We start from the raw sequence: 17,082 nt of genomic DNA, 5'->3' as shown, positions 1-17,082 counted from the left end.
AAGCTACTTCATCAATTTGTTTGCTGCTATGCCAAATCCTAGACCGGCGTCTAATTTCCAAGCATTGGTCAAACCCTGGCCGCGTTCATAAATCAAAGGGATACCAGAACCTGCGCCATATTGTCTTTCATGCTTCGCCCATTGACCTGCGGTAGTAAGGTCTGCCCACAAATTAGTACCGGACCAAGAGATATCAGCTCCCCCTCTAGCCCTATTTGCCCCTGTAAAAGCATTGGTCGCTCCGGAACTCAAGATATTGCCGTCGTTCAGGATATTTCCGACCATATCGTGATAGCGCGATCCTTGCACCGCCGCATTTGACGTTGTTGGCGCCATCCGCGTGACTTGATGCGCTACGTCGGCAACTTGAGACACATCGTATCCGATTTGAGCGGATGTTCGAATTGAATTCCCAGCTTCCAAGGATTTCAAGCCTGCACTGACGCCTGCCGGCAAAAACGGTATGGCCGTTGCCACGCTATCGTAAACAAGGCCTACCGTATCCAAAGTCGCCCATCCCCAATTGCCTTGGCTAACATTCGCGGCAAGCGATGTGGCCCCCAAAGCGATATTCGCAACATCCCAGGCAGTTTCGAGAAATAAACCGCTTGGATCGCGACGATTAAACGGATTATTCCCCACATAGGCATACAGGTTCAAGCCGTCTTGATAGCCAATCGGATCGGTCTGCAAGAACCGGCCGATGGCGGGCGAGTACATTCTGGCTTTGTAGTAGTACAGGTTGAGCGGTCCCAGCAGCTGCTGGCCGGTGTAGCGGAAGCGGACGCCGGTGGTGGCATTCGGTTCGCCATAGGGGCCGTAGCTTAAGGTGGCGGTACTGGTGCCGGCACTGTTGGCGGTGGCGACGATGCTGCCTTGGTGGTCGCTGTACAGCCAGGTTTTGTTGGTGGTGACGGCGCCTTCGTACCAGACTAAGGGTTGGTCAACGCCAGGGCCGTGTACGTAGCGTCTCAGCAGGGTGCCGGTGCTGTTGTATTCGGCCACCAGGTCGCTGCCGTCGTAGCTCAGGTTGGTGACGACGCCGGCCAGGGTGGTTTGGCTCAAGCGGCCGGCGCCGTCGTAGGTCAGGCTGTTGGCCGAGCCGGTTTTGTTGGCGCTGGTCAGCTGGTTGTCGAGGTTGTACCCTAAAGGGCATAAATAGGCGTAAGTCCACACGCCGTCACCACCCAGGTTGCCGTTGGCGTCGTAGCTTAAGGTGCTGCCGGCGGCTGTGGCGTATTGGTTCAGGCCGTTGGCGGTGTAGCTGCGGGTGCCGTTGGTGTAGCCGGTCCATTGGTAGCTGTTGTTGGTCCAGCTGGCGGCTTTGATGTCTTGCACCTGGTTGCGGGTGTAGCTCCAGGTGTTGTCCTGGGCGGTGCCGGCCAGGTTTTGGGTCAGGCTGGCCAGCGCCGACTGGCTGTCGTAGCCGGTGACGGTGGTGGTGCCGTTACCCAGGGTGACGGTGGTGCGCTGCGACAGGTCGTCGTAGGCGTAGCTGGCCAGGCTGACGGTGCCGTCCAGCAGCGCGAGTAGGTTCGAATAACGAAGCGTATTCGGACGTATGTCGTTATAAAGCCGCCTGACCACCGCCGGCGGCAAAACCCTGGCCTACCAATAAGACCCGGCCGGCAACCTCATGCCTGACGGCATAATTTCATCTCAGCAGCAGGCGCTGTCAGCCTTGGCTGATTCGCTGCCGGGTCCGGGTGAGCAGTCGAATAGGCCGAAATGCCGGGTTTTGTCGCCCAATATTTGAAAGTGTTCGCCATAGCGGCTACCTGCCAGCATGTCGGCGGTGTTTCCGCAGACTCTTAACGGCCGGCCGGTTTCGAAATGATGATGATCGTCCAAATCAAAACTGTGCGGGTGTTGTTCAATAGTGCCCAAATACGTCGCGACTTGGCCGAAGTCCTCGCAACGGTCTTCCAGGGGCATTTTAAAGGCGCGCACCGTCACCGAATCGAACTTGACCATGCCGATTTTGGCGAACACGTCCGGGTCGTCGATGCTGATGGGGTTTTGCTTGACCTTGCGGACATCGGGGCAGTCTAGGTCCTGCAATATGCGCCGGAAGTCTTCCCAATACAAAGCACCGCCCAGACATTCGCCTAATAGCACCGGGTCCTGGCGCAGTTCGAACGGGATGCGGCGATCGGCAAAAACATCGGAAAAATACAGCTCGCCGCCGGGCTTCAACACCCGGAATATTTCCGCCAGCACGCTGGGTTTTTCCGGCGACAGGTTGATCACGCAATTGGAGGCCACCACGTCGACACTGTTGTCGGCGATACCTACGGTGTGCAGGTTTTCGATGTGACCGTGCAAAAACTCAACATTGGCAAACCCAAAGCGTTCGGCGTGCCAGTTGCGATGACGCACGGCCACTTCTAGTTGCTCGGGAGTCATGTCTACGCCGATTACCCGTCCTGACGCGCCGACCAGCTTCGACAACAGATAGCAATCGCGGCCGGTGCCGCAGCCCAAATCCAGCACGGTTTTACCCGTTAATGCGGGGGGGAAGGGGGAGCCGCAGCCGTAAAACCGTTCCAACACTTCGGGATGCAGGTTGGTCAGCAAGGCTTTTAAATAGCTTGGCATGGCGTCGATGCTGCAACAGGCGCTGGTTTTCAGATCGTTGCTGGATTGCAAGACCTGACCATAATAATGGCGGACCGATTCGCTGATTTCGATACTGGTAGTCATGGAAAGCCTCGTGTTTTTTATTATTGAAGATAAGTGCTAAGGGCGTTTTAAATGGCTGCGGCACAGATAGCCGCGCAGGGTAGGGCCCGCAGCCAGGATAAGGCAATCGATGCAATCACTCCAGTATTGGCCTAGCCGCTGCCAAGTCGATACCGAATTGGTTTGTGTGTCCGGAAAGCTGTGACGGGGCGTCAGAATCACCGGCATTCCGGCATAAGCTGTGAAGGCAATTCTGAACGGTAATGTACGTATCAACTCGTCCGGGAAATTGGCGGTACTGCTGCTGAATAGAATAGGGGGAGCATCGGAAATTTCCTTCATCGGATCGGTGACACGCTCTAAGTTGTAAGGGTTGGCTTAATCCTTACAACAATATTCCACAACAGATAAATCGCTGCTTGGTTCTGATGATAAACGCAATGCCATTAAGTTCAGCTTGGGCATTGTTCATGCCGTATAAGCCCCATCGATCCTCTTTTTAAAAGGGGAAGAGCTTAAATTTGATGTTATTGATGATGACGCCCCTGTGAACGGAAAGACTGATTCTTTCAGGCACTGCTTGACAAATAATCATAGAATCTCAGCTCCAACGGCATACCCACGGTAAATAGGCTCGGGTTAATAAATAGTTAACAGGCTGGTGAAAAACTCGAAAAGCCAAGTAAGCTAAGGCATAGATGAGCGGCTAACTGTTAAAATAGGCTACCTAAATTTGGAGCCTTTCAATGCGCGGACACGATGCCATTCAAAACAGCTGGTTCAGCTATGTTGGCCTGGAAGACCGTATTCCCAAACAGCATCCGTTGCGTCGTTTACGGCTACTGGTTGATGGCGTATTGGCCTCGATGGATGCCGTCTTTGCCGAGCGTTACTCGCACACAGGCCGTCCCTCGATTGCCCCTGAAAAACTGCTGCGCGCCTTGCTGTTACAAGTCCTGTATACGGTCCGTAGCGAGCGTCAGTTGATGGAACAACTGGACTACAACCTGTTGTTTCGCTGGTTTGTCGGTCTGGGCATCGACGACGCCGTGTGGGAACGCACAGTGTTCAGTGCCAACCGCGAACGCCTGCTGTCCGAAGCCCTGAGTCGCGAATTTTTTGAGCGGGTACTGGCCATAGCCGAATGGCAAAATCTGGTGTCCGACGAACACTTCAGTGTCGACGGTAGCCTCATTGAAGCCTGGGCCTCGCACAAAAGCTTCGTCAAAAAAGATGGTAGTGGTCCCGATAAACCCGCCGGCCGCAATCCCGAGATCGACTTCAGTGGCGAAAAGCGCAGCAACGCCACCCATCAAAGTACAACCGATCCCGAAGCCCGGCTTTACAAGAAAGGCGAATACACCGAGGCCAAACTGCGTTACATCACCCATGCCTTGTCCGAGAATCGCAACGGCCTGATTGTCGATGTCGAAACCACTCAAGCCACCGGCACCGCCGAAATCGAAGCCGCGCAAAAAATGATCAAACGCCGCGTGCCCCAAGGTGGCAGCGTCGGTGCCGACAAAGGCTATGACCAACCGGCGTTCGTCAACGGACTCGAGTCCCGTGATATCAAAGCCCATGTGGCCCGCAAAAAGATTGGCAGTGCCGTCGACGGCCGCACCGCGCGCGGCAAAGGTTACGCCCAAAGTCTCAAGCGCCGCAAAATCGTCGAAGAAGCCTTTGGCTGGGTCAAAACGGTCGGCGGCCTGCGCAAAACCCGTCACATCGGCTTAGCCAAAGTCGCGGGTCAGGCCTTGTTTTGCTTTGCCGCCTACAACCTGACGCGCATGCTCAACCTATTGGTGTTCACGCCGAAACCGGCGTGGAGTGCACCCGCCTAGGGTGAAGTTCGCCTGAAAACCGTCCACAGACGGCTTCAGGCGAATAAAAAGCCCTTGAAACCGGGGCAAAACGCTTGAAACTCGATGTCATGACCGATTTCAACTCGAAAAAATCACGAACATCGTGGGTAAGGGGAAATATCGGCGGGTTTTTCACCAGCCTGTTAAAGCCCAAGCCATGAATAGACGGCCGAGCTGAGATGATAGTAGTAAAGTCTGGCGCTACTGGATAGTGCCGGTACAGCTCAATTTCTGAGCAAACAGTAACGGAGCGGAGAGCGAGGTTTTCATTGCACCCGTTCAGAATGACCGGGATTGCGTGATTTTTATCCCGTTTGCCCGGACTGTGCTTGGTGTAATGCCACGAAGTCGGACATCGTCAGGCTACCAATAACGTTGGCATCGTTGTCCAGTATGTCGTAAAGCACCCCGGTGCTGCGGATGCTGAACAACAGGATGACGGCAATGTCGCCGCCGCCTTCCCGGTGCGGCACCTCGCTGGCTGGGCTGAGGGTGTAGCTGCCGACAGGTCTGATCTCCTTCAAAGTGCCGTCGGCGTGGTAGATTCTATGTTCGCCTTGGATGACGAAAATGTGGTTTGGGGCTTTGTGACGGTGCAGCACTATTTGTTGGCCGGCGGCAAATTTGAACAAGACGTCGGCAATGTTGGCGTCGGTGTCGATGTTCAGAATGAAATAGCGTAAATGCTCGAAGCCCTCCAGGGTTTGCCAATCGATACGGCGGTCGTCGAAAAGATATGTGTTCATGGTGTGTTCTCTGCTTGATAGTGGCTGGGTATGCAGGCTGTGTTTGGGCTCTGAATATCGCGGACAGTTGCAGTGTAGGTGAGGCGGTGGCCTGGGTAAGCTGATATTTGCCCGAAAAGGGCGGGCAAATTGCCCGCTCTTACGTGGTGGTCGAACCGCGTGGCCGACATCAAAGGCAGGCAGTTGGTCACTGATGCAGGCCTGGCACGGTGGGCAATAACTGCACAGGGTTTGGTTTCCCGCCGCTGTTTGTTGTAGGATTCAAGTATGAACCGGCCAGCCGTTGGCGGGCTCCTGAAACAATCGCGTCCAAAAGCGTGGCGCCATTCAACTCTATCGTAAATTATGAAACAGCCGGATATGAGCATCGATGCTCGCAAGCAGGAATTGGCCCACTATTTGGAAAAACAACCCTATATGACGGAGTTGGATGGCATCACTTTGAAGATTGCGAAAAATGTGTTTCCGTCCGATTTTGGGTTGACCAGCTCATTTTTTGGGAATTTCATTCTGCAACAACCGCCCGCCGAAATGGCTTTGGATATGGGCTGCGGCAGCGGCTATTTCGCGTTTTTGTTAAAAAAAATAGGCTGCGAAAGCGTCATGGGTGTCGATTTTAATCGGGACGCGGTAGATTGCACCCTGGAAAACTCGCGCTTGAATCCTGACTTGGCACCTATCGATTTTCTGCATAGCGATTTATTTGCCGATGTGCCGCACACGCTGTTCGACCTGATCGTTTTTAATTTCAATTATTATCCTTCCGACGGCACCTTCGGGCTGAACGAAGACGGTGGGCGCGATATATTGAAACGGTTTTTCCATCAAGTGAAAGACTATATTACCGAGCACACGCGGATTTATATTCCCTACTCAGATTTCGTCGGCGAGGAGCACGATCCGAAAAACATTGGTCCGGATTTCGGTTTTTCGGTTACCGTGGAAGAAAGCACCGTTAACCATGCCGGCGCGCATCATATTTATAAGGTCATGAAAGCGTAATTATTGTGGCGTCTGTCATGTCATTTTCGATGGCACGGGTCCTGCGTTTAGCGATAACGGTTTGCTAGGTGCTTTTAGGAATTCTCTTAACGTCTTTTTAACTAATGGTGGAGCAATGATTGTCGCTAGCTGGAACATCGAAAAAAACGGGCAGGGCTCGGCCATAGAGAAGCAGGCTTTGGTTTCAAGTTTTATCGACAATATGCTCAAACCTGCCATAGTGGATGTGCTTTTTATATGCGAGGTACACGGGGCTCGTGAAGATGCTTATGTTAATTTCCTCGATAAAGTATACAACCAGACCGATTGGCCTAGTTATTGTGTACAGTGCTTACACGGTGGGCATAGCAATAGCTATGTCGTGGCGATTCGCCGTAAACCTGGCCTGGACTTTGGTTTTCAGGGGGATTTTCTAGGCCTGAACCGAGGGTTGTTTTCGGTCCACGCGCATGCATTCGCTCACTATAACGGTTACCTTCATTTTGGTCACTTCAAGTCCGGTCAAACCGGATTGACAAAGTATCAATTGAAATCAGCCGCAAGTATGCAGGATGCAACCTGGGCGATCACCGGGGATTTGAATTGGGAAATCGGTAACCACGCGAATTTGGACATTCAGGGATCTCATTCGCACGATGTCTGGCAGGGGCAAGGTACGCATAAAGCCAATAGCGGATTGGTTAACACCTTAGACTGGGTTTTGGCCAGCAATTTGGTGCGGATTGAGCCGATTCCGCTCGATCCGAGAGTTTATGATATGGAGGCGCCCGATCATCGGCCGTTGCTCTTCAATATAACCTCTGCTGACCAGCTTATCTTCTAAGGCGCCGGTATCCAAAATATGTGGCTTGTAGATTCGAGATGGATAGTTCCTGTTTTCGGCGTTGAACATCTTGCGGTCTATTTTTTCGGTGATTCTATGTCGGTGGGGCTAAATGATGGGGCCCCGCGCCGTCTGGCTGCTTGTTTAGCGGCCTTTTGCTCGCGGATGGCGGCCAGTTCCAGCATTTCCGCTTCTATCATCTCGGGGGTTTCCAGGGTGATTTGACCCAAGGTGCCGGCGCGCAATTCATTCATTAATAGTTTGGCGGCTTTGTCCAATTCGACGATGCCGCCGCTACGCAAACAGCCGCGCTTTGCGCCGATGGCTTGTAATAGCGCGAGCGGTTCTTCTGGCAAAGGTGCCAAACGATAGCGCTGGCTTAACTGCTCTGGGTAGGCTGTACGCAGATATTCCAAGGCATACAGTGCGATGTCGTCGTGTTGGAAAGCGGTATCCTTGATCGCGCCGCTTACTGCCAGTCGGTAGCCGCTGTGGCGGTTTTCCACATTGGGCCAGAGTACGCCAGGGGTGTCGGATAGTACGATGTTATTGGCCAAATTGATGCGTTGCTGCTGTTTGGTAACGGCAGGTTCGTTGCCTGTCTTGGCGATGGTACGGCCGGCCAGCACATTAATAATGGTGGATTTGCCGACGTTAGGGATGCCCATGATCATGGTGCGGATGACCTTGTTGGCGGCGGTTTTCTCCGGCAGCATCTTCGCGCACAAGTCGATAATCTGTTTGATTTTTTCCGGTTGTTGGGTAGTGACGGCCAGAGTTTTCACGGCCTGTTCCCGTTCCAGATAGGTTTGCCATGTTTTAGTCAGTTCCGGATCGGCTAAATCGGTTTTGCTGAGGACGCGGATGGTGGGTTTGTCGCCGCGCAGACTCGCCAGCATCGGGTTTTGGCTACTGTAAGGAATGCGGGCGTCGAGTATTTCGATCAGCAAATCGATGTCGGGCAAGGCGTGCTTGATCTCCTTGCTGGCCTTGTGCATGTGGCCGGGATACCATTGAATTTGCATGGGTTGTGCTGCGGTAAGTGGAAAAAATAGAATTGTACCTTTTATCCGGCCGGCGCTATTGATTACTGGTTTGTCTTTAGGGCTTATAGGTGCAGGATGGTAAGCGCCCTTTAACAGGGGCAGCGCCCTGATATGTTTAAGGCGGGATTTCTGCGCGCCGTAGCGCGCCGCGGCGGTAGACGTAGAGGGCCGGTTGTTGCTACAATCCAGTCTATTTTTGGTGCTTTTGGCACATCTCGACGCAAGTCTTTCACACTCATCCCGGAGAAAACTCTATGGCAATTAAAGTTGCAATTAACGGTTATGGTCGTATCGGTCGCAATGTCATGCGCGCTTTGTACGAATCAGGTCGCACCAACGAGATCCAAGTGGTCGCTATCAACGATTTGGGCGATTCCAAAACCAACGCACACTTGACCAAATACGACACCGTACATGGTAAATTCCCGTTTGATGTGTCTGTCGACGGCGATTACATTGTGATCAACGGCGACAAAATCCGGGTATTTGCTGAAAGAGATCCCGCTAAATTGCCTTGGGCGGAATTGGGTATTGATGTTGTGCACGAGTGTACCGGTTTCTTTACCAGCAAAGCTAAAGCGTCCGCGCACATCACTGCCGGCGCAAAAAAAGTCATCATTTCTGCTCCTGGAGGCAATGATGTCGATGCAACCATTGTTTACGGTGTTAACCACCAAACCCTGAAAGCATCCGACACCGTTATCTCCAATGCCTCTTGCACCACCAACTGCTTGGCGCCTTTGGTTAAACCGTTGATGGACACCATCGGTGTTGATCACGGTTTGATGACGACCATCCACTCGTATACTAACGACCAAGTGTTGACCGATGTATACCACAGCGACTTGCACCGCGCGCGCTCCGCTACGCAATCCATGATCCCCACCAAAACCGGTGCAGCTGCGGCGGTTGGTTTGGTATTGCCGGAAATGAAAGGCAAGCTGGACGGTTTTGCGATGCGCGTACCCACCATCAACGTTTCTGTGGTGGATTTGTGCTTCCAAGCCTCACGTAACACTACTAAAGAAGAAATCGACGGCATTTTGCGCGAAGCGGCTGCCGGTCCATTGAAAGGCATTTTGGCGATCAACGACGAGCCATTGGTGTCTATGGACTTCAACCACAACCCACATTCTTCAATCTACGAAGCAGGTCTGACCAAAGTCACCGGCGGCAATTTCGTGAAAGTCCTGTCCTGGTACGACAACGAATGGGGTTTTTCAAACCGTATGCTCGATACCACGGTTGCTTTGTTCAACGCTAAATAAGGGTTTACATGCTGCTACGAAGAACGAAAATCCTGGCTACGCTGGGACCTGCTACGGACAAGCCCGGTGTACTTGAAGAGTTGTTCGAGGCTGGAATCGATGTTGTAAGGCTTAATTTCTCGCACGGTTCGGCGCAGGATCATATTGATCGCGCCAACCGAGTTCGCGAATTAAGCAAGAAAACCGGCCGCAGGGTCGGTATTCTGGCCGATTTGCAAGGTCCGAAAATCCGTATCGAGCGGTTTAAAGAGAACAAAGTCTGGTTGGAAGAAGGTCAAGCTTTTGCTTTGGACATTAATCTAGGCAAACTGGATGGCGACAACACCCAAGTCGGCATCAGCTACGAGCCGTTGGCGCGTGAAGTGAAACCGGGTACACGGTTGTTGCTGGACGACGGGCGGGTTGTATTGGACGTGGTCAATGTTGAAAACAACACCCGCGTCAATACCACGGTAGTAGTTGGCGGCGATTTGTCCAACAACAAAGGCATCAATTTGTTGGGTGGCGGTTTGTCCGCGGCAGCTTTGACTGACAAAGACAAGGAAGACATCAAAACCATTGCGGTGATTCAAGCCGATTACGTGGCGATTTCCTTCCCGCGTACGGCAGCCGATATGAATGAAGCTCGTGAGCTGTTGCAAGCGGCTGGCTCCTACGCCGGTTTGGTTGCCAAGGTAGAGCGTGCCGAAGCGATGGAGGTCATCGACGAAATCATCTTGGCCTCCGACGCGATTATGGTCGCGCGTGGCGACTTGGGTGTGGAAATCGGCGACGCCAATTTGCCGGCTGCGCAAAAACTGCTGATCAGCCGTTCGCGCGAGTTGAACCGGGCGGTGATCACGGCTACGCAAATGATGGAGTCGATGATCGAGAATCCGATCCCGACCCGTGCAGAAGTATTCGATGTGGCCAACGCCATTGTCGATGGTACCGATGCGATCATGTTGTCCGCTGAAACCGCCTCAGGCAAGCATCCGGTGAAAACCGTGCAAGCCATGGTTCGCATTTGTTTGGAAACTGAAAAGCAACCGAGCGTGACCAAGTCCATGCACAGGATGACCGACAAGTTCGAACGGATGGACGAAGCGATTGCGATGTCTGCGATGTATATGGCCAACCATACCAAAATTGCCGGTATAGCGTCTTTGACCGAGTCGGGTTCTACTCCGCTTTGGATGTCGCGGATCAGCTCGGATATTCCTATCTTTGCCTTCAGCAGTCAGGAGCGCACTTTGGGGCGTGTGACTCTTTACAAAGGTGTGTTTCCGATTCCGTTTGCTAAGGAGAAAATGGAGTCGGCCAGCGTGACCGACAGCCTGATCAAGGCTTTGAAAGTCCGTGGTGTCGTAAAAGCGGGCGATGCACTGATCCGCACCAAAGGCGACTTGACCGGCGCCAGCGGCGGGACTAACTCCCTGAAGGTCATTACTGTCACCGACTAATTTTTTAGTCGGCTTGTCCTGTTTCGCGGCGTTCGGTTTATCCGCACGCCGCGTTTTTAATATATTCTAAGCAGCATCCAGTTTGGCGTAAGCCAGCATCAGCCATTTGATGCCCGCGTTGCGGAAATTGATTTGCACCCGCTCTTGTTCGCCTTCGCCTTCCATTTGTAGTACCACGCCTTCGCCGAATTTTTCGTGCCTGACAGGCTGTCCGAGTTTGTAAGTACCCTTGCTGCCCAAGCCTTTGGACTGCGATGCGCTATTGGTAGAAGGTCTGCTGACATTGGCGCGCAACCTGATTTCCTGAATCGAATCCGGCGGCAGTTCGCGCAAAAACCTAGAGGCGCGGGGATAACTGTCTTTACCATATAGGCGCCGCGACTCGGCGTGCGTCAAGTAAAGTTGTTGCATGGCCCGAGTGATGCCGACGTAGCAAAGTCGGCGTTCTTCCTGTAAGCGGCCCGCATCGTCCAGCGCTTGTTGCGAGGGAAACAGGCCTTCTTCCAAACCCACCAGAAACACCAGTTTGAATTCCAAGCCTTTAGCCGAATGCAGCGTCATCAACTGTACGCAATCTTCATCGACTTCGCCTTGCATTTCGCCGGCTTCCAATGCGGCGTGCGCTAAGAACATGTCCAACTCGCCCAGGTTTTCGGCGTTTTCGCTGTCGTAATCAAATAGTCTGGCGGCGTTGACTAACTCCTCCAGGTTTTCCACTCTGGCTTCGCCTTTATCTTGTTTTTCTTTTTTATACAGCTCGATCAAGCCGCTGGTCTCGACGACTTGTTTGACCGTTTCATGCAGACTCAAATCTTTAGTCGTTTCGCCGAGCGCGATAATTAGGTTTAAAAAGCCACGCAGGGCATTGCTGGCGCGGGCAGGTAGTTGATTGCTTTCCAACATAGCCAACGCGGCTTGCCACAGTGATAGTTGCTGTTCGCGGGCCAAAATGCGCATATCGTCCAGGGTTTTGGCCCCAATACCGCGTGTTGGCGTATTCACTACCCGTTCAAACGAAGGGTCATCGTGCGGGTTGGTAGATAAGCGCAAATAGGCGAGGGCGTTTTTGATTTCCATTCGCTCGAAAAAGCGCAAGCCGCCGTATACCCGGTAGGGTGTGGCGGTGGTCATCAAGCGTTCTTCAAACTGCCGCGATTGGGCGTTGGAGCGATAAAGAATTGCCGTTTCGCTGCGTAGGCCGCCGTCTTTCACCCATTGCCGAATTTTCTCGACCACGAAATAGGCTTCATCTTGCTCATTAAATGCGGAATACAAGGAAATGGCCTGACCTTCGCCGGCAGCAGTCCATAATTCCTTGCCCATCCGATTGTCGTTATTGGCGATCAAGGTGTTGGCGGCTTTCAGAATGTGGCCGGTGGAGCGGTAGTTTTGTTCCAGACGGACGATGCCGTGCTCGGGATAGTGCTTTTGGAAATTAAAAATATTCTCGATTTTAGCGCCGCGCCAGCCGTAGATCGATTGATCGTCGTCACCGACCACGAACAGATTGTTGTTGCCTTCGGTAAGCAGGCGCAACCAGGCATATTGAATGGTGTTGGTGTCTTGAAACTCGTCAACATGCACTTGCTGAAAGCGTTGCTTGTAAAAAGCCAGTAAATCCTCGTTATCGCGCAACAGTTCATGAGCTCTCAGTAATAGCTCGGCAAAATCCACCAAGCCGGAGCGTTGGCACACGTCTTCATATGCCTGGTAAACTTCCTTCATCTGCCGGTTATAAAAATCGCCGCTGTCCTGCATGTGCTTGGCACGGATACCTTCGTCTTTTTGGGCATTGATAAACCACTGAGCCTGCTTGGGCGGCCACTTGCTGTCATCCAGATTCAGGTTTTTCATCAGCCGTTTGATGATACGCAATTGATCGTCGCTATCCATCACCTGAAAGGTTTCGGGTAGATTGGCTTGCTTGGCGTGCTGCCGCAATAAGCGGTGCGCCAGGCCGTGGAAAGTGCCTATCCACATGGCGCGGGCCGGAGTTTCCAGTAGCTCTTCGATACGGTTGCGCATTTCGTTGGCGGCTTTATTGGTAAAGGTCACCGCCAAGATGTTATAGGGCGAAATTCCGTTTACTTGAATATGCCAGGCGATGCGATGGACCAATACCCGGGTTTTGCCGCTACCGGCCCCGGCCAATACCAGCATGGCTTGCATGGGAGCGGAAACGGCCAGGCGCTGGTCGTCGTTTAAGGAAGTGATGATAGAGGAGACGTCCATTTTTTATAGCTTGCAGATTTTGAGGAGCTGTGTATATTTGCTTGCCTTTAAGGGAAAGCCGTGCGTCGGGACTAATAACTACAACACAGAGAGGATTGGAAATGAGCTTCGATTATAAACGTTTGATCAAATTTGAGCACAACATCGGCGAGAAAGATAAGAAAGTTCGCATGGTTTCTGGCGTGGTGTTGCTCAGCGTATCGCTGTTTACCGCCAGCATCCTGATGTTGTTGGTTGGCTTGGTCTTGGTTGCGACCAGTTATTCCGGCTGGTGCCCGGTATATTCCGGTATGGACAAAAATACCTTGGGTGCCGATGCAGGGTCTACCGGTCAATAACTGCTAGTGGCTAGCTCCGAATCTGCGCCTTTGGCGCGGATTCGGATTCAAAAAAACCTTATTAATCTTGTTTGTTGTACTCGCCTTCGATAATGGTTTGCGAGTCTCGTGCCTGTTTAAACACAGAGCCCATCTGAGTTTGCAGCAAATGATGCTCGATAATGTACTGAGCAATCTTTCTGCGTAAGGTTGGAATCAGACAAGCGAAACCCAACAGGTCGGTGAAAAATCCCGGCGTCAATAACAGCGCTCCACCTACCAGCAATATCGGTCCTTCGATCATTTCATGAGCCGGAATTTCCCCTTGTGCCAACCCGGACTGGAAGCGCTGCCAGGTCGCGAAACCTTGCCGACGTAATAGCGAAGCGCCCAGTACAGCAGTAAAAACCACCAGCAAAATAGTGGGAAAAGCGCCGATCAAGCCGCCGACTTGCAGCAGCACGTATATTTCCACAAACGGCACGATCAAAAAAGCGATAAACAGAGTTTGCATGGTTTTCATGGTGAGTCCGGTTGCGGTAAAAAGCCGCTAATACTAAGAGCATCTTGGAGTAAATTCCAGGATAATATCGCTATGTATCAATTGATTCTTTGTTCCTGCCCGGACCTAGAGGTTGCCGACAAACTGGCCGGCACTCTGATAACCCAAAAATTAGCAGCCTGCGTGAATATCCTGCCAGGAGTGCGCTCGGTCTATGAATGGCAAGGTGAAATTGAAACCGCTCAGGAACATTTGCTGCTCATCAAAAGTCATCAAGACCGCTATGCGGCCATTGAAGCGACGCTGAAAAGCCTACACCCTTACCAACTCCCGGAAATTATTGCGGTCGCGATAGAAAGCGGCTCGCTGGATTATTTGAAATGGATAGACTCATGCCTTGGCATCGACTGATTTTATTATGTTTATTCGCTGTTTTTTGGCGCACTGCGGCGGCGCTGGACAGCCAGGATTTTTTGCCCCCGGAGCAGGCATTCAAGTTAACTGCTACGGCCGAAACTGCCGATAAAGTTGAATTGCATTGGCAGATAGTCGAAGGCTACCACCTGTATCGCGATAAGACCAAGTTCCAGTCACAAACCGAATCGATTCAGCTGGGCCAGGCGAGTATGCCGGAAGGCGTTACCGAGCATGACCCAAGTTTGGGTGACGTGGTGGTGTATCGTAATACCTTGGATGTCGTGTTGCCGCTGATTAAGCAAGGCCGTGAAACCCAATTAAAGCTGCTGGTTAAATACCAAGGTTGTGCGGATGCCGGGGTTTGTTATCCGCCGCAAAAAGTGCTGCTGGATGTGGCGCTCCCTGCAGCTCCGCCTTCTGCAAACAGTGGAGCGCTTAACCAGTTTGTCAAAGGTCTAAAGGGCTGGTCTCCCGGTTTGTTTTCCGAAGAGTTATTGCCGGCGGAACAAGCTTTTCAGTTTTTCGCCACTTTGAAAGATCCGCATACTGTGCAAGCAACCTGGCAAATTGCCGAGGGTTATTACCTCTATAAGGATAAGTTGTCGGTTAAAGCGGAAGGCTCCACCCAAACGCGGCTGACGCCGTTGCAACTTCCGGAAGGGGCTGCTTACCACGACGCTGAGTTTGGTCAGGTGCAAATCTACCGAAACCAGATCAGCGTCGATATACCGCTGTTACGAGATAGCAAGGCCGCCGAAACCATTGAGTTGCTGGCAAAGTTTCAAGGTTGCGCCGACCGCGGTGTGTGCTATCCGCCCATGCAAACTAAAGTGAGCCTTGACTTGCCGCCCACTGATGTATTGCCGCAAGCCAAACCGGCCGCGGTTGCCGAGTTGTCGGAGCAGGACAAAATCGTCAATGCTTTGCGGCATGATAGCTTGGCACTGACTTTATTCAGCTTCTTCGGGTTCGGCTTGTTGCTGGCCTTTACCCCCTGCGTGTTTCCGATGATTCCGATTTTATCCGGGATCATCGTCGGCCATGGTGATCAAATCGGTACGCGCAAGGCCTTTTTGCTGTCCTTGAGTTATGTACTGGCTTCGGCGTTGATGTATACGCTGTTCGGTATCTTGGCCGCTTTGTTCGGCAGCAACCTGCAAGCGACTTTTCAAGAGCCTTGGGTAATCGCCGTGTTTTCAGGATTATTCGTGCTGTTATCGCTGTCGATGTTTGGTTTTTACCATTTGGAGCTGCCTAAATCGCTGCAATCCGCCTTGCATCACTCCAGCGATAAGCATCGCGATGGGTCTTACCTTGGCGCCGGTATCATGGGGGCGCTGTCGTCGCTGATCGTCGGGCCCTGCGTGGCGGCCCCGCTGGCAGCGGCATTGATTTACATCGGTCAAACCGGTGATGTGGTGTTGGGCGGTTTGGCGTTGTTCATGATGGGCCTTGGTATGGGTGCACCGTTATTGCTGTTGGGCGCATCAGCTGGAAAACTGCTGCCCAAGGCCGGCGATTGGCTGAATGCCACCAAAGCCGTATTCGGCGTGGCGATGCTGGCCGTGGCGGTGTGGATGTTATCGCGGATTCTGCCGGCTGCGGTGACGATGTTTTTGTGGGCTTTGTTATTGGTTATTCCGGCCATATTTCTCGGGGCAATCGATTCTTTGCCGGAAGCGGCTTCCGGTTGGCGTAAACTGTGGAAAGGTTTGGGCATTATCATGCTCGTATTTGGCGTTCTGCAGTTGATCGGCTTGAGCGCCGGAAACGACAATCCCCTAAAGCCCCTGCAAGGCATGGGTTTCAATGCGCAAGCGCAGGAACCGGTTCAGGGGCTTAGTTTTCAGCGGGTGGCATCGGTGGCGGAATTGGAGCAACGCATCCAGCAGGCAACGGCCAGCGGCAAGCTGGTGATGCTGGATTTCTATGCCGATTGGTGCATTTCCTGTAAAGAGATGGAGGCTTACACCTTCACCGATCCGCAGGTTAAGCGACAATTGGCTGATTTTGTGCTGCTCCAGGCCGACGTGACCGATAACAATGAGGCAGATAAAGCCTTGTTAAAACGCTTCGAGCTAGTTGGGCCGCCGGGCATCATATTTTTCGGTGCCGATGGCCGTGAACAGGCGGCGCGGCGCGTGATCGGCTACCAGGATGCCGCTACTTTTTTAAGAACCTTGCAACAACTATGAATAAAAAAATCATACTGATAGTCACCGCTATTGCCTTTGTTGCGCTGGCGGCTGGTCTGTTTGTCAGACAATATTTCGCAGCCCCCGAAGCCGGTAAGCCGACTCCGCAAATCAATTTCAGCTTGCCTGACCTGGCGGATACGCCGCAATCGGTCACGCAATGGCAAGGCAAAATATTGATTATCAACTTCTGGGCAACCTGGTGTCCGCCCTGTTTGAAGGAAATTCCCGAGTTCATCAAGCTTCAGGATGAGTATAAAGATCAAGGCGTGCAGTTTGTCGGCATTGCCATCGAAGACAAGCAACAGGTAGAAGACTACCTTAAACGTATCAAAATCAATTATCCGGTGTTGATTGGCGGCGAAGGTGCAACGATGTTGGCTCAACAGCTGGGCAATGTCATCAACACCGTGCCATTCACGGTGATCATTAATCAACAAGGGCAAATTGTGCATCATCAATTAGGCGAATTGACCCGAGACAAAGTGCTGGAAGTGATTGCACCGTTGTTGACGGCAAAATGACTGAAAAATCGCTAAAACGCA

The 17,082-nt window shown here is 52.4% G+C and carries 16 protein-coding genes; 9 read left to right on the top strand and 7 right to left on the bottom strand.

What is annotated here, in order from left to right; genetic code table 11:
• Positions 1-3 precede the first annotated feature (3 nt).
• Genes ACR02O_RS18940 through ACR02O_RS18930 form a run of 3 tightly spaced genes read right to left on the bottom strand, consistent with a single transcriptional unit; the run spans position 4 to position 3,024 of the window.
• Complete coding sequence (locus ACR02O_RS18940; RefSeq protein WP_494522181.1) at positions 4-1,599, bottom strand: RHS repeat-associated core domain-containing protein; 1,596 nt, start codon at positions 1,597-1,599, stop codon at positions 4-6.
• 60 nt (positions 1,600-1,659) lie between these two features.
• The gene (locus ACR02O_RS18935; RefSeq protein WP_494522180.1) at positions 1,660-2,703 is read right to left on the bottom strand and encodes a methyltransferase domain-containing protein; all 1,044 of its coding nucleotides are present in this window, start codon (positions 2,701-2,703) and stop codon (positions 1,660-1,662) included.
• A gap of 36 nt (positions 2,704-2,739) precedes the next feature.
• Entirely contained in the window at positions 2,740-3,024 is a 285-nt protein-coding gene (locus ACR02O_RS18930; protein WP_458137983.1) for a hypothetical protein, read from the bottom strand.
• Between the two features lie 404 nt (positions 3,025-3,428).
• Between ACR02O_RS18930 and ACR02O_RS18925 the strand changes: the two genes are divergently transcribed.
• Positions 3,429-4,526 carry an IS5 family transposase gene (locus tag ACR02O_RS18925; RefSeq protein WP_458137750.1) on the top strand — a complete coding sequence of 366 codons (1,098 nt, stop codon included), beginning with the start codon at positions 3,429-3,431 and terminating at the stop codon, positions 4,524-4,526.
• 326 nt (positions 4,527-4,852) lie between these two features.
• Here ACR02O_RS18925 and ACR02O_RS18920 read toward each other — a convergent pair whose 3' ends face one another.
• The gene (locus ACR02O_RS18920) at positions 4,853-5,293 is read right to left on the bottom strand and encodes a cupin domain-containing protein (RefSeq protein WP_458137982.1); all 441 of its coding nucleotides are present in this window, start codon (positions 5,291-5,293) and stop codon (positions 4,853-4,855) included.
• A 345-nt stretch (positions 5,294-5,638) separates the two neighbouring features.
• Here ACR02O_RS18920 and ACR02O_RS18915 point away from each other — a divergent pair, with 345 nt between their 5' ends.
• Positions 5,639-6,295, top strand: coding sequence for a methyltransferase (locus ACR02O_RS18915; protein WP_458137981.1), 657 nt, complete (start codon positions 5,639-5,641; stop codon positions 6,293-6,295).
• Between the two features lie 115 nt (positions 6,296-6,410).
• Positions 6,411-7,118, top strand: a complete 708-nt coding sequence (locus ACR02O_RS18910) for an endonuclease/exonuclease/phosphatase family protein (protein ID WP_192394207.1) — start codon at positions 6,411-6,413, stop codon at positions 7,116-7,118.
• A gap of 77 nt (positions 7,119-7,195) precedes the next feature.
• On the opposite strand, the gene ylqF is transcribed toward ACR02O_RS18910, so the two are convergent.
• Positions 7,196-8,143 carry a ribosome biogenesis GTPase YlqF gene (gene ylqF, locus ACR02O_RS18905; RefSeq protein WP_458137980.1) on the bottom strand — a complete coding sequence of 316 codons (948 nt, stop codon included), beginning with the start codon at positions 8,141-8,143 and terminating at the stop codon, positions 7,196-7,198.
• Between the two features lie 275 nt (positions 8,144-8,418).
• On the opposite strand from ylqF, the gene gap reads away from it, so the two are divergent.
• Together gap and pyk are read left to right on the top strand one after the other, a co-directional pair.
• Positions 8,419-9,432 carry a type I glyceraldehyde-3-phosphate dehydrogenase gene (gene gap / locus ACR02O_RS18900; protein ID WP_020482577.1) on the top strand — a complete coding sequence of 338 codons (1,014 nt, stop codon included), beginning with the start codon at positions 8,419-8,421 and terminating at the stop codon, positions 9,430-9,432.
• Between the two features lie 8 nt (positions 9,433-9,440).
• Entirely contained in the window at positions 9,441-10,874 is a 1,434-nt protein-coding gene (gene pyk, locus ACR02O_RS18895) for a pyruvate kinase (RefSeq protein ID WP_033158956.1), read from the top strand.
• A gap of 66 nt (positions 10,875-10,940) precedes the next feature.
• On the opposite strand, the gene uvrD is transcribed toward pyk, so the two are convergent.
• Positions 10,941-13,106: a DNA helicase II gene (gene uvrD, locus ACR02O_RS18890; RefSeq protein ID WP_494522179.1), complete on the bottom strand. Its 2,166-nt coding sequence runs from the start codon at positions 13,104-13,106 to the stop codon at positions 10,941-10,943.
• A 101-nt stretch (positions 13,107-13,207) separates the two neighbouring features.
• On the opposite strand from uvrD, the gene ACR02O_RS18885 reads away from it, so the two are divergent.
• Positions 13,208-13,444, top strand: a complete 237-nt coding sequence (locus tag ACR02O_RS18885) for a YgaP family membrane protein (RefSeq protein WP_101051651.1) — start codon at positions 13,208-13,210, stop codon at positions 13,442-13,444.
• A 61-nt stretch (positions 13,445-13,505) separates the two neighbouring features.
• On the opposite strand, the gene ACR02O_RS18880 is transcribed toward ACR02O_RS18885, so the two are convergent.
• Positions 13,506-13,946, bottom strand: coding sequence for an FxsA family protein (locus ACR02O_RS18880; protein ID WP_494522178.1), 441 nt, complete (start codon positions 13,944-13,946; stop codon positions 13,506-13,508).
• A 72-nt stretch (positions 13,947-14,018) separates the two neighbouring features.
• Here ACR02O_RS18880 and cutA point away from each other — a divergent pair, with 72 nt between their 5' ends.
• From cutA to ACR02O_RS18865, 3 genes are read left to right on the top strand one after another with little or no spacing between them, the layout of a single operon-like run.
• Positions 14,019-14,336: a divalent-cation tolerance protein CutA gene (gene cutA / locus ACR02O_RS18875; protein ID WP_494522177.1), complete on the top strand. Its 318-nt coding sequence runs from the start codon at positions 14,019-14,021 to the stop codon at positions 14,334-14,336.
• Positions 14,318-16,537: a protein-disulfide reductase DsbD gene (locus ACR02O_RS18870; RefSeq protein WP_458137977.1), complete on the top strand. Its 2,220-nt coding sequence runs from the start codon at positions 14,318-14,320 to the stop codon at positions 16,535-16,537. Before cutA ends, ACR02O_RS18870 begins: the two co-directional genes overlap by 19 nt.
• Positions 16,534-17,061: a TlpA family protein disulfide reductase gene (locus tag ACR02O_RS18865; RefSeq protein WP_494522176.1), complete on the top strand. Its 528-nt coding sequence runs from the start codon at positions 16,534-16,536 to the stop codon at positions 17,059-17,061. The genes ACR02O_RS18870 and ACR02O_RS18865 overlap by 4 nt, the downstream gene beginning before the upstream one ends.
• Positions 17,062-17,082: the final 21 nt, after the last annotated feature.

Source organism: Methylomonas sp. PHL2-19, from assembly GCF_059331595.1.
The sequence above is the reverse complement of the archived record's forward strand: the minus strand, read 5'-3'. Positions and strand labels throughout refer to the sequence as shown.

Coding starts and splice junctions, on each gene's coding strand:
- ACR02O_RS18935 (WP_494522180.1), bottom strand. CDS start 2,703: ATGACTACCAGTATCGAAATCAGCGAATCGGTCCGCCATTATTATGGT.
- ACR02O_RS18910 (WP_192394207.1), top strand. CDS start 6,411: ATGATTGTCGCTAGCTGGAACATCGAAAAAAACGGGCAGGGCTCGGCC.
- pyk (WP_033158956.1), top strand. CDS start 9,441: ATGCTGCTACGAAGAACGAAAATCCTGGCTACGCTGGGACCTGCTACG.
- ACR02O_RS18920 (WP_458137982.1), bottom strand. CDS start 5,293: ATGAACACATATCTTTTCGACGACCGCCGTATCGATTGGCAAACCCTG.
- ACR02O_RS18880 (WP_494522178.1), bottom strand. CDS start 13,946: ATGAAAACCATGCAAACTCTGTTTATCGCTTTTTTGATCGTGCCGTTT.
- ACR02O_RS18915 (WP_458137981.1), top strand. CDS start 5,639: ATGAAACAGCCGGATATGAGCATCGATGCTCGCAAGCAGGAATTGGCC.
- ACR02O_RS18870 (WP_458137977.1), top strand. CDS start 14,318: ATGCCTTGGCATCGACTGATTTTATTATGTTTATTCGCTGTTTTTTGG.
- gap (WP_020482577.1), top strand. CDS start 8,419: ATGGCAATTAAAGTTGCAATTAACGGTTATGGTCGTATCGGTCGCAAT.
- ACR02O_RS18930 (WP_458137983.1), bottom strand. CDS start 3,024: ATGAAGGAAATTTCCGATGCTCCCCCTATTCTATTCAGCAGCAGTACC.
- cutA (WP_494522177.1), top strand. CDS start 14,019: ATGTATCAATTGATTCTTTGTTCCTGCCCGGACCTAGAGGTTGCCGAC.
- uvrD (WP_494522179.1), bottom strand. CDS start 13,106: ATGGACGTCTCCTCTATCATCACTTCCTTAAACGACGACCAGCGCCTG.
- ACR02O_RS18925 (WP_458137750.1), top strand. CDS start 3,429: ATGCGCGGACACGATGCCATTCAAAACAGCTGGTTCAGCTATGTTGGC.
- ylqF (WP_458137980.1), bottom strand. CDS start 8,143: ATGCAAATTCAATGGTATCCCGGCCACATGCACAAGGCCAGCAAGGAG.
- ACR02O_RS18865 (WP_494522176.1), top strand. CDS start 16,534: ATGAATAAAAAAATCATACTGATAGTCACCGCTATTGCCTTTGTTGCG.
- ACR02O_RS18885 (WP_101051651.1), top strand. CDS start 13,208: ATGAGCTTCGATTATAAACGTTTGATCAAATTTGAGCACAACATCGGC.